Below are 11,118 nucleotides of genomic sequence, written 5' to 3'. Positions count from 1 at the left end.
CCCCCCGCGGGGCCATCGTGTGGCAGGCCCGCCGCACCGCCGACATCTGCACCGAGCTGCGCGACGCCGGGCACGAGGACCGGGTCACCGAGGTCACCGGCCTGCGGCTGGACCCCTACTTCACCGCCACCAAGCTCACCTGGATGAAGCGCCACGACCAGCGGGCCTGGGGCGGGGTGGAGAGCGGCGAGACGGCGGTCGGCACCGTCGACTCCTACATCATCGCCCGCCTGACCGGCGGCGCCCGGCACGTCACCGACGCCAGCAACGCCTCCCGCACACTCCTGTACGACCTGCGGCGGGGCGCCTGGTCGGAGGAGATGTGCGCGCTGTTCGGGGTGCCGGTGTCGGCGCTGCCGGAGGTGGTGCCCTCCTACGGCACGGTGGGCGAGACCTCGCCGGAGGAGTTCCTGGGCCTGCGCCTGCCGGTGTCCGGCATCGCCGGGGACCAGCAGGCCGCCATGTTCGGGCAGAACTGCTACCACCCGGGCTCGTCCAAGTGCACCTACGGGACCGGGTCGTTCATCCTGGTCAACACCGGGACCGAGGCGGTGGCCCCCGACCACGGGCTGCTCAGCACGGTGCTGTGGCAGCACCCGGACGGCCGCCTGGAGTACGCGCTGGAGGGCTCCATCTTCGTCACCGGCGCGGCGGTGCAGTGGCTGCGCGACGGGCTGGGGCTGATCGACACCGCCCCGCAGTCGGAGGGGCTGGCCGCCAGCGTGCCCGACTCGGGCGGGGTGGTCTTCGTGCCCGCGCTGACCGGGCTCGGCGCGCCCGACTGGGACCCGCACGCCCGCGGGGCGATCTTCGGCATCACCCGCGGCACCGGCCGCGCCCACGTGGCGCGGGCGACCCTGGACGCGATCGCCTTCGAGGTGCGCGACGTGGCGGAGGCGATGGAGCGGGCGTCGGGCACCCGCCTGCCGGAGCTGCGCGTGGACGGCGGGGCCTCGGGCAACGACCTGCTCTGCCAGATCCAGGCCGACCAGCTGGGGGTGTCGGTGGCGCGGCCGCAGGTGCAGGAGACGACCGCGCTGGGGGCGGCGTTCCTGGCGGGGCTGGGCACCGGGGTGTGGTCGTCCACGGACGAGCTGGAGCGGACCTGGAACCTCGACCGCAGGTTCGAGCCGGGCGAGCGCGACGACGCCCAGTACCGCCGCTGGAGGACCGCGGTGGAGCGCTCGAAGGGCTGGGCCGAGCTGGGGTGAGGCGGGAAGGACGGNCCCCCCCCCCGCCCCTTCGGGTCCTGCGCGAGTGCGAGCGCGTCAGTACGTACGGAAGCGCGAGGTGTCCAGCTCGAACCCGAAGGGCTCGGGGATCTCCACACTCTTGCCGAACGGAGCGGTCACGTTCTCTGTGTAGTGCCCGTCCTCCGGCGAGAAGTACAGAGTAGTGGACGCCCGGATCGGGTCGATCAGCAAGTACAGCGGGATTGCAGCGGCCGCATAGATGCCCAGTTTCTCCACACGGTCGTTGCCCGAGTTGGAACGGGACACGACTTCTGCCGCCAGGATCACGTCATCAGGAGAGACGAAGTAGTCCTCGGTGTCGAGGGCAGGCTCCGGCGCCACGAAAAGGTCAGGCATGGTGCTTTTGACGATGTGGTGCATCCTGATCTCAAGGTGCACCTCGGTGTCGTACCCCTCGGGAAGGTGGGGGACGATCTGCCTGTCCAGGTCTTTGACGTTGCGCTGATGCTTGCCGATAGGGGGTGGAGACACGGTGATCTCCGCTTCCCTCAAGATCTCCGCGCGATAGCCCTTGGGGACGTCGAGCTCGTCCAGCGTCTTGAACAGGTCGACCGCGCCGTCGGGTGTCGTGACTGTCACTTCCGGCCTCCGTGCCATGAGTACCGTCCCCAGGATTGTCGTGCACCGGCCACCGGTCCCGCGTGGTTTTCAGACTACTCGTCGAGGTTCCTCTCGATCGCGTAGCGCACCAGCTGGGCGCGGTTGTGGAGCTGGAGCTTGGTGAGGGTGTTCTGCACGTGGTTCTGCACCGTCCGGTGGGCGATGCCCAGCCGGGACGCGATCGCCTTGTACTCCAGTCCCTTGGCCACCAGCCGCAGCACCTCGGTCTCGCGGCGGGTCAGCTCCGGGGCCGGGTCCTCCTCCTGGGACGGCGCGGGCTCGGCGGCCAGGCGGCGGTACTCGCCCAGCACCAGCCCGGCCAGGCCCGGCGTGAACACCGCCTCGCCCCGGTGCACCCCGCGCACCGCCTCCAGCAGCTCTTCGCGCCCGGCCGACTTGACCAGGTAGCCGGTAGCACCGGCCTTGACCGCGTCCAGCACGTCGCGGTGCTCCCCGCTCGCGGACAGGATCAGCACCCGCGGCGCAGGCCCGTCGGCGCCGCCCCCTCCGGCCAGCAGCCGGGCGGTCACCTCCACCCCGGACAGGTCGGGGAGCTGGAGGTCCAGCAGGACCACGGTGGGCTGGGCGGCCGGGGCCACGCGCAGCGCCTTGGCTCCGTCCCCGGCGGTGGCCACCACCTCGAACCCGGCCTCGGACAGGTCCCGGGCGACCGCGTCCCGCCACATCGGGTGGTCGTCGACCACCATCACCCTGACCTGCCGCCCGTCCTCGGGCCCGGCGCCCGCCGCGTCGTCGCTCTCCATGCGGGGCACCTTAACGGCGCAGCGTAACGGCAGGGTAGCGCGGGCGCGCCGGGTGTGTTCGGCGCGCCCGCTGCGGAAGGGACGGACAGCGCGCGGCCCGGCACCGATGGACGGTGCCGGGCCGCAGAGCGCGATCGGGAGCCGGGACGGGAGCCGAAGCGGGAACCGTGGCCGGGGGCGGTCAGCCGAACGGGGTGGCGAACAGCTCGATCTCCGCGCCCTTCTCCGCCTCGCCCTTGGGGTTGTAGTCGGAGACCCGGTTCCCGCCGAAGACCTTGGTGACCTTCACCTTGAAGCCCAGCTCCTCCAACTGCTTGCGCGCCTCGCCGACCTTCTTGCCGCGCACGTCCGGGACCTCGATCTTCTCGGGCCCGCTGGAGACCGTGAGCGTGACCCGGTCCCCGGCGCCCACGGTGGTGCCCCCGCCCGGCGCCTGCGACATGACCTCGCCCCGGGGGACGTCGTCGCTAGGCTTGTCCTCGACGGTGACCGTGAGACCGGCCTGCTCCAGCTCGTTGCGGGCGGGGCCCTCCTTCTTCCCGGTCACGTCGGGGACCTCGAACCCGGCGCTGACCGTCAGGGTCACGGCGCCCTCGCGGTCGGCCATCTCCTCGGGGCCGGGGTCGGTCGACAGCACCGTGCCCGGGGCGGCGTCCCGCGACTCCGACTCCTCCTCGTTGACGGTGGAGAACCCGGCGTCCTCCAGGGTCTTGCGGGCGTTCTCCACCGGCTCGCCGGTCACGTCGGGCAGCTCCACGGTGCGCGGCCCCTTGGAGAGCTGGACCGTCACCGTCTCGCCCGGAAGGATCTGCTCTCCGGTGCCCGGGGACGCCTTGCCGACCTGGCCCGGGTCGGCCTTGTCGCTGTAGACCTCGCCGTCGGCGATCGACATCTTCAGCCCGGAGTCGGCCAGGAGCTTCTGGGCGGCCTCCTGGTCCCGGCCGATCAGTTCGGGGACCTCGGTGTAGCGCCCGGCGAAGTACCACCAGCCCGAACCCAGGAGCACCACAGCGAGCACCCCGGCGACGACCGCCAGCACGCTCTTGCGGCGCCACAGCGGCGCGGCGCCCGGGTCGTCGTCGTACGCCTCGTAGCCGTCGTAACCGCCGTGGCCGCCGCCCGACTGCACGATGAGCGTGTCGTTGCCGCCTCCTCCGGAGGGCGGCCCCACGACCACGGTGTGCGACACGGCCGCCTCGGGGGGCGGGCCCTGCGGCGGGGTGGGCCCCGCCCCGTTCCCGGGCGGGCCCGCGGGAGGCGGGCCAGGCGGCCCCGGGGGAGGCGGCGCGACCGCCGCGGCCCCCGCACCCGCCGCCGCACCCGCGAACGAGGCGTGCGGACCGCTCCCGGCGCCGCCGGTCGCCTGCAGAAGCATCGTGTGGAACTGCCCGGCGTCCCCGGGCCGGTAGCGCGGGTCGCGCTCGGTGGCGCGCGCCACCAGGTCGTCTATCGCCTGCGGCACCCCGGAGACCACCCGCGACGGCCGCGGAACGTCCTCGTTGACGTGCTTGTAGGCCACCGCGATCGGGGTGTCGCCGGTGTGCGGCTGCTCACCGGTGAGCAGCTCGTAGAACATCACCCCGGACGCATAGACGTCGGAGCGCGCGTCCGAGGTGCCCTGCTCGATCTGTTCGGGCGACAGGTAGGCGGCGGTGCCCATCAGCGTGCCGGTCTTGGTCATGCCCTGCCCGGCCGACTCCACCGCGCGGGCCAGCCCGAAGTCGGCGACCTTCACCCCGCCGTCCTCGGTGAGCAGCACGTTCTCCGGCTTCACATCCCGGTGCACCATGCCCGCCTGGTGCGCCGCGCCCAGCGCCGACAGCACCGGGCCCATGACCCGCGCCGCCTCGGCGGGGCCGAGGCGGCCCATCGCCGACAGCACGTCGCGCAGGGTCCGCCCCGGCACGTACTCCATGGCCAGGAACACCGTGCCCTGGTCCTCGCCCTGGTCGAAGACCTGCACCACGTTGGGGTGGGAGAGCTTGGCCACCGAGTGCGCCTCGTTGATGAAGCGCCGCACGAAGTCCGGGTCCCGGGCCAGCGAGGGGTGCATGACCTTCAACGCCAGGCGCCGGTCGAGACGCAGGTCGTGGGCGAGGTACACCGTGGCCATCCCGCCGCCCGCGACGCGCGACTCGACGACGTAGCGACGGTCGAGCGTCGCACCGATCAGCGGGTCGGGAGTCGTTCTGTCCACGAGAGGCGAGTCTACGGGTGATCGGCCGGAGGGGACGAAGCGTGCGCGTGGCGCCGGACCGGGATGCGCCCGGCCAAGCGGGCGGCACGGCCCGCGCGGACGGCGTCGCGCATCGCGCGCGCCATCAGCACCGGCTCCTGGGCGCGGGTGACCGCGCTGGCCAGCAGCACCGCGTCGCAGCCCAGCTCCATGGCCTGGGCGGCCTCGCTGGCGGTGCCGATACCGGCGTCCACGATCACCGGCACGTCCGCCTGCCCGACGATCAGCTCCAGGTTGTGCGGGTTGCGGATGCCCAGGCCGGACCCGATCGGGGCGGCCAGCGGCATCACCGCGGCGCAGCCCACCTGCTCCAGGCGGCGCGCCAGCACCGGGTCGTCGTTGGTGTAGGGCAGCACGGTGAACCCCTCGTCCACCAGGCGCTCGGCGGCGTCCAGCAGCTCCACCGGGTCGGGCAGCAGGGTGCGCTCGTCGGCGACCACCTCCAGCTTCACCCAGTCGGTGCCCAGGGCCTCGCGCCCCAGGCGGGCCGTGCGCACCGCGTCGGCGGCGGTGAAGCACCCGGCGGTGTTGGGCAGCGGGGCGATGCCGTTGCGGTCCAGCACGTCCCAGACCGAGCCGTCGGAGCCGGGCGTGGCCCTGCGCATGGCGACGGTGGTCAGCTCGGTGCCCGAGACCTGCAGGGCCTCCTCCAGCACCTGCATGGACGGGGCGCCGCCGGTGCCGGTGATCAGTCGGGAGCCGAACCGGCGGTCCGCGATGACCAGCGGGTCGGCGGGGCCCTCCGCGGCGGCGCGGGCGGCGGCTTCGGAGGTGTCGTGGGCGGTGGTCATGGGTCGGTCAGCCTCCCTGGACCGCGGTGAGCACGTCCACGCGGTCGTTCTCGGCGACGGGGGTCGTCTCCCAGGCCGTGCGCGGCACCACGTCGTCGTTGAGCGCGGCGGCCACGCCGCCCGAGGCCCGGGTCAGGCCGCGCACCACGTCCCCGACGGTGGTTCCGGGGGCGACGGTGCGCCGTTCCCCGTTGACGGTGACCTCCATGGTTCAGGACTCCTCTCGGTCGCGTCCGTCGTGTCCGCCGCCGTGCCCGGGGCCGCGCTCCGGGCGGGTTCCCGTCCCCGCCTGCGGGGCGAAGCGGACCGCGGCGAAGGGGCGCGCCTCCTCCGGGAGGGCCTCGCCGAGGAGGGCGGCGGCCATGGCGTCGGCGGTGGCGGGGGTGAGCAGCACCCCGTGCCGGTGGTGGCCGGCGGCCAGGTGCAGGCCCGCGGGGGCGGACGGGCCCAGTGGGCCCAGCAGGGGGCCGTTGTCGGGGGAGCCGGGGCGCAGGCCCACGCAGGCCTCGGCGATCTCCAGCTCGCTGACGCCGGGGACCAGCTCGTGGGCGTCGCGCAGCAGCTCGTACACGCCTCCCGCGGTGAGGCGGGTGTCCCGGCCCCTCTCCTCCTGGGTGGCGCCGAGCACGATCTCGCCGTCGTCGCGCGGAACCAGGTAGACGGGGGCGCCCTTGACCAGGCCGCGCACGGTGCGGGAGACGACCGGCTCCTCGCCCGCGGGGGTGCGCAGCCGCAGCAGCTGGCCCTTGACCGGGCGCAGCGGGGGCAGCAGGCCCTCCGGCAGGCCGCCGATGTCGGGGGTCCAGGCCCCGGCGGCCAGCACCACCCGGTCGGCGGCCAGCTCGGCGCCGGAGGCCGTGCGCAGTCCGCGCACGGCGCCGCCCGCGCACAGCACCTCGGCGGCGGTGTCGGAGACGAGGACGGCCCCGCGGGCGGCGGCGGCCCGGCGCAGGGCGGCGGTCAGGCGGCGCGGGTCCACCGAGTGGTCGTCGGGGGCGTGCACGCCCCCGCGCACGTGCGGGGCGAGCATCGGCTCCAGGCGGCGGCACTCGCGGGAGGTGATGCGCTCGGCCTTCAGGCCCAGCCGGGTCTGCAGCTCGCCCAGCTCGGTCAGGCGGGCCAGGTCGTCGGTGTCGAAGGCGATCTGCAACGTTCCGCGGGCGCGGTACCCGGCCGGGGTGCCCGCGTCGGCCTCCACCTCGGCGATGAAGGAGGGGTAGCGGTCCCGGGAGGCGGCGCCCAGGCGCATCAGCGCCTCCTCGCCGAAGGCCGCCTCGGTGGCGGGGGTGAGCATCCCCGCGGCCACCCCGGAGGCGGCGGCGGGGTCGGCGGAGGGGGCGACGACGGCGGTGCGCAGGCCGCGGCGGGCGGCGCGCCAGGCGGTGGCCAGCCCGATCAGGCCGCCCCCGGCGACCACCGCGTCGAACGGCCCGGACGGGCGGGGCGGGTGCGTGGGGTGCGCGGCCCGTGCCGCGCCGGACAGGGATTCGGGCATGGGGACTCTCACCACTCCCTTCGCCGGTATGACCCGGATCAGGTTCGTGCGGTCGGGGGCGGCAGCCCCCCTCTCAGCCGGGTCCCACCCGGCTCCCGCGGGGACGTCGCCATCCCGGCGGTGCGCCGGGGATGACGCGCCCCATCCTAGTCGGCGCGCCCCGGCGCGGACGAGGCGCCCTGGATGTCCGGAGGCTGTGGCACATTGGGTTCGTGACTGAGAACGACAACGGCGCCGACGGCCTGGTCGGCGACTGGATGACCCTGAAAGAGGCGGGCACGGCGCTGGGCGTCGGCCCGAACCGCGTCAAGCAGTACATGCGCGACCACCGGCTGCTCGGCGTGAAGCGCGGGGGAGAGGTGATGATCCCGGCCGCGTTCATCTCGGGCGGGGACGTCGTCAAGGGGCTGCCGGGGACCCTGACCCTGCTGGCGGACAGCGGCTTCTCCGAGGAGGAGGCGCTGGAGTGGCTCTTCACCCCGGACGACACCCTGCCGGGCACGCCGGTGCAGGCCCTGGCGGAGAACCGCGGGACGGAGGTGCGCCGCAGGGCGCAGGCACTCGGTGCGTTCTGAACCCGCGCGGGCGTGCGCCTTCCCACGGGCGCGCGCCCCCGTGGCCCGCTGACGCGGTGGACCGCACGGGCGGTCCTCGTGCCCGGTGTCCTGCGCGGCCGCCGTGGTTCCCGAGGCGGCAGGGGCGCGGACGAGAGGCGGCCGCCGGAGCGGCGTCGCCTTCGTCGGCCGGGGCCGCCGTCGGCGGGGCGCCGCTCACGTCTTTTGCCGGGTCAGCCGAAGGCCCGTGCGACCAGGCCGACCCGACTGGACAGAGACCGCACCGCTTTCGGCTCCGCTGCTCCGCTCGAGGCGCGGCGGCGCACCGCTACCCTGGCCGGATGAGCGACAGCTTGCGCGAGCGCCTGGACGGCGCCCGCCTGTACCTGTGCACCGACGCCCGCCGGGAGCGGGGCGACCTGGCCGCGTTCCTGGACGAGGCCCTCGCCGGAGGGGTGGACATCGTCCAGCTCCGGGACAAGGGCCTGGAAGCGCGCCAGGAGCTGGAGGCCCTGGAGGTCATGCGCGAGGCGTGCGCCCGGCACGGGGCGCTGATGGCCGTCAACGACCGCGCCGACATCGCCCACGCGGCCGGGGCGGACGTGCTCCATCTCGGCCAGAACGACCTGCCGGTTCCGTACGCGCGCGAGATCATCGGCGATGTGCCCCTCATCGGCCGGTCGAACAACAACGCCGATGTGGCGGCCGCGTCGGCCAAGGAGCCCGGGACCGACTACTTCTGCGTCGGCCCGACCTGGGCCACCCCCACCAAGCCGGGCCGCCCGGCCGCCGGGCTGGACCTGGTGCGCCGGGCGGCGGAGCTGGCGGAGGGACGGCCGTGGTTCGCCATCGGGGGCATCGACGCGGAGAACATCGGCGAGGTGCTGGAGGCCGGGGCGCGCCGGGTGGTGGTCGTCCGAGCGATCACCGAGGCGGAGGACCCCCGCGCCGCCGCGGCCGACCTGAAGAGGAGGCTGGAGGAGTACCCGCTGGTCTGATCGTGACCCGCCCGCCCGTGAAGCCGGGGCGGCCCGGCCTGCGCCCCGTCCACGGCCCCGGCCGGGCGGAGGGTCGGCGGGGTGTGCGGTAGAGGGCGGCGACGACGCAGGCCAGCACCCCTCCCCGCAGCGCTGTCGAGTGCGGCGCGTGTGCGTGGTCGCCGTTGATAGCGGCGACGGCAGAAGCGGGGCGGTTCCCCGGCCCTGCTCGCCGGGCGGCGGGCTGCTCGCGGTCCGGGTGAGCGGCTGGGCAGGTACCCCGCTCACGGTCCCCGGCCGGGCGGCAGGCCACGGGGGTCAGGGGCCGGGGCTGTCGGCGTTCGTGGCGCCCGCCGGGCGACGGGCGGCACATACCGGGCACGGGAGCGGGGCTCGGGCATCCTGCGTCGTCGACGCTTTCTGGTGGATCAGGTGTCGATTCCACCACCCGATCCGCCCCTGCACCCCTCGCCCTCCCCCTCGGCGATGATCTCGACAATGGTGCTGTCACAATCGCCGGAATGACAGCACCATTGTCGAGATCATCGCCGGACAGGGGCGCACCGGGGCGGCGGCCGCCCGGCTGGACCCCTTGAGCGGGGGACCTGCTCAGGCGTCAGGGGGCCTCGGGGTCCTGGTCTTCGAGGACTCCTCGAAGGGCGGAGGCGACCAGGGCGACGGCGCTGTCGTCATCGTGGGTCAACCCGCGCAGGATCTCCCGGGCCGCTGCTCCCGGGAGTTCGACCAGCGCCTGGGTGAGGCGGATCCGTGTGGCGGTGTCCGCTCCGGGTGTGGCGAGTTCGTCGGCGATGGCGGCCGTGATCCGCTCCGCGCAACCGGCGTCCCGGGACAGCACCCCCAGGACCTCCGCGGCCTCCACGTCGTTGGCGCCCTCGACCACCATGGCGACGAGCTCGGGCACGGCGGCGGCCGCGCCCTGCCTGCCCAGGGCCAGGGCGGAGTGGCGGCGCACCGCGGCGTCCGGATCCCCAAGGGCCTCCTCCAGCACCGCGGACGTGCCCGGAGCCCCGGGCATCGCGGCGACCGCCTGCACCGCGCGCCGCCGGACGCCGACGTCCTCCGAGCGCGCTCCGGTGGCCAGCGCCTCCGCACCGTCGGCGTCCGACCGCGCGAGCGCCCAGCGCAGGGCACCGGCGACGTTCGGGTCGGGTTCGTTCAGGACCGCCTGGGCCAGCAGCTCGGCGGGGACCGGGACGTCCTCCGGCCGGGCCAGGACGGCCTGGTTCCTGCGCGCGGCGCTCGCGGAGTCGAGCTCCCGCATGAGCTCGATGATGCGCAGCACCTCCTGCCAGTCGGCGGGCGCCGATGTGTCGATCGCGCGGAGCCGGCCGAGCAGCTCCCGTTCCCTGGCCAGGCGGTCCTCGGTCCACCGGATGAGGTCGCCGACCAGGGCGGACGGCGTGAAGGCCGGGTCCTCCAGCGCGCGGCCGATCTGCTTGAGCGACAGCCCGAGGGACCGCAGGCTCTCCACGTGGAAGATCCTGCGGACGTCCTCGGCGGAGTACTCGCGGTAGCCGCCCGTGGTGCGGCCCGTCGGCCGAACCAGCCCCAGGGCGTCGTAGTGCCGGAGCATCCGGGCGCTCACCCCGGAGCGGCGGGCGACCTCGCCGATCAGCACTCCTGGTCCCCCGGGGCCGCTGCGGGCCCGGTCGTGTCCGCGCCGTCGGCGGGTACGGCCGTCCCGGCTCCCGCCGCCTGGACCTCGGTCCTCCCGCTGTCCACCGACGCGACCGCCGCGGCGGCGGCCGCGGCCCGCTCCGGGCCGAGCGCGACCACGCGCTCCGCCTCCTCGACGGCCGCGTCGAAGCCGCTCTCCGGGTCCTGCCGGAGCCGCTCGGTGGCGCGGGCGTGCGCGGCGACCACCGGGTCGGGGTCGGCCGCGGCCTCCTCCAGCAGGGGCGCGACCACCTCGCCGAGGTCGGCCAGGGCCCGGCTCAGGCTCAGCCGGTCGCCGCGGCCGCCGCGGCCGAGCTCCTGCACCAGTTCACCGGCCAGGTGCTCCTTCTCCTCCTCCGCGTCCTCGGGCACGAGCACGGCCGCGACCCGCCACGCGGTGCGCGCGACCTGGTCGTTGGCGTCGTGCAGCAGGTCGCGGGTGATCCAGGCCCTCGTGCCCTCCTCGCCGATCTTGGAGAGGAGGTGCAGCGCCTGGCTGCGGGCCTGGGGCCGCTCGGAGCCCAGCTCCCGGCGGATCCGGGGCAGGGTGCGCTCCGCAGGCAGGCGGAGCAGTGCCCAGGCCAGCATGTCCCGCACGAAGAAGTCGGGCTCGACCGCGCACCGCTCGACGAGCGTCTCCAAGAGCGCGGGGGCGGGGTTCGCCCCGAGCGCGAGGGCCGCGCGGAGCCGGGCCGACCGCTCCTCGGCGGACAGGGCCTCGGCCATGCGGGTGTGCTGCGGTGTCGTTCCGGTCGTTTCCATGGGGACCAC

11 protein-coding genes and 1 riboswitch are annotated in these 11,118 nt (G+C 75.0%); of the genes, 3 read left to right on the top strand and 8 right to left on the bottom strand.

Annotation, left to right across the window (positions count from 1 at the left end; all coding sequences use genetic code 11):
* Positions 1-1,211 (top strand): FGGY family carbohydrate kinase (locus D476_RS0101920; RefSeq protein WP_017622297.1); only part of this gene is annotated, 1,211 nt, incomplete at its 5' end.
* A gap of 57 nt (positions 1,212-1,268) precedes the next feature.
* Here D476_RS0101920 and D476_RS0101915 read toward each other — a convergent pair.
* The 6 genes from D476_RS0101915 to thiO all read right to left on the bottom strand — a co-directional run bounded on the left by D476_RS0101915 (position 1,269) and on the right by thiO (position 7,139).
* A complete protein-coding gene (locus D476_RS0101915) occupies positions 1,269-1,832 on the bottom strand; it encodes a Uma2 family endonuclease (RefSeq protein ID WP_017622296.1) in 564 nt (187 codons plus the stop codon).
* Between the two features lie 74 nt (positions 1,833-1,906).
* A complete protein-coding gene (locus tag D476_RS0101910; protein WP_026123138.1) occupies positions 1,907-2,560 on the bottom strand; it encodes a response regulator in 654 nt (217 codons plus the stop codon).
* Positions 2,561-2,798: 238 nt separating this feature from the next.
* Positions 2,799-4,814: a Stk1 family PASTA domain-containing Ser/Thr kinase gene (gene pknB, locus D476_RS0101905; protein ID WP_017622294.1), complete on the bottom strand. Its 2,016-nt coding sequence runs from the start codon at positions 4,812-4,814 to the stop codon at positions 2,799-2,801.
* Between the two features lie 11 nt (positions 4,815-4,825).
* Entirely contained in the window at positions 4,826-5,644 is an 819-nt protein-coding gene (locus tag D476_RS0101900; RefSeq protein ID WP_017622293.1) for a thiazole synthase, read from the bottom strand.
* A 7-nt stretch (positions 5,645-5,651) separates the two neighbouring features.
* Positions 5,652-5,852, bottom strand: coding sequence for a sulfur carrier protein ThiS (thiS, locus tag D476_RS0101895; RefSeq protein ID WP_017622292.1), 201 nt, complete (start codon positions 5,850-5,852; stop codon positions 5,652-5,654).
* A 3-nt stretch (positions 5,853-5,855) separates the two neighbouring features.
* Positions 5,856-7,139: a glycine oxidase ThiO gene (gene thiO / locus D476_RS31800; protein ID WP_017622291.1), complete on the bottom strand. Its 1,284-nt coding sequence runs from the start codon at positions 7,137-7,139 to the stop codon at positions 5,856-5,858.
* A riboswitch (TPP riboswitch) is annotated at positions 7,138-7,248 on the bottom strand. It overlaps the preceding gene by 2 nt.
* A gap of 103 nt (positions 7,249-7,351) precedes the next feature.
* Here thiO and D476_RS0101885 point away from each other — a divergent pair.
* Together D476_RS0101885 and thiE are read left to right on the top strand one after the other, a co-directional pair.
* Positions 7,352-7,714, top strand: coding sequence for an Rv2175c family DNA-binding protein (locus tag D476_RS0101885; protein ID WP_017622290.1), 363 nt, complete (start codon positions 7,352-7,354; stop codon positions 7,712-7,714).
* Positions 7,715-8,034: 320 nt separating this feature from the next.
* The gene (gene thiE, locus D476_RS0101880; RefSeq protein ID WP_040724933.1) at positions 8,035-8,691 is read left to right on the top strand and encodes a thiamine phosphate synthase; all 657 of its coding nucleotides are present in this window, start codon (positions 8,035-8,037) and stop codon (positions 8,689-8,691) included.
* Between the two features lie 595 nt (positions 8,692-9,286).
* Here the strand turns inward: thiE and D476_RS0101875 are convergent.
* Together D476_RS0101875 and D476_RS31795 are read right to left on the bottom strand one after the other, a co-directional pair.
* A complete protein-coding gene (locus D476_RS0101875) occupies positions 9,287-10,309 on the bottom strand; it encodes a MerR family transcriptional regulator (RefSeq protein WP_017622288.1) in 1,023 nt (340 codons plus the stop codon).
* Positions 10,303-11,109, bottom strand: coding sequence for a HEAT repeat domain-containing protein (locus D476_RS31795; protein ID WP_239648568.1), 807 nt, complete (start codon positions 11,107-11,109; stop codon positions 10,303-10,305). The genes D476_RS0101875 and D476_RS31795 overlap by 7 nt, the downstream gene beginning before the upstream one ends.
* Positions 11,110-11,118: the final 9 nt, after the last annotated feature.

It is taken from the genome of Nocardiopsis chromatogenes YIM 90109 (assembly GCF_000341185.1).
GTDB lineage: Bacteria > Actinomycetota > Actinomycetes > Streptosporangiales > Streptosporangiaceae > Nocardiopsis_A > Nocardiopsis_A chromatogenes.
Note: the sequence above shows the minus strand (reverse complement) of the source record. Positions and strands in the feature narration are given on the sequence as shown.

Coding starts and splice junctions, on each gene's coding strand:
- D476_RS0101910 (WP_026123138.1), bottom strand. CDS start 2,560: ATGGTGGTCGACGACCACCCGATGTGGCGGGACGCGGTCGCCCGGGAC.
- D476_RS31795 (WP_239648568.1), bottom strand. CDS start 11,109: ATGGAAACGACCGGAACGACACCGCAGCACACCCGCATGGCCGAGGCC.
- thiO (WP_017622291.1), bottom strand. CDS start 7,139: ATGCCCGAATCCCTGTCCGGCGCGGCACGGGCCGCGCACCCCACGCAC.
- thiE (WP_040724933.1), top strand. CDS start 8,035: ATGAGCGACAGCTTGCGCGAGCGCCTGGACGGCGCCCGCCTGTACCTG.
- D476_RS0101900 (WP_017622293.1), bottom strand. CDS start 5,644: ATGACCACCGCCCACGACACCTCCGAAGCCGCCGCCCGCGCCGCCGCG.
- thiS (WP_017622292.1), bottom strand. CDS start 5,852: ATGGAGGTCACCGTCAACGGGGAACGGCGCACCGTCGCCCCCGGAACC.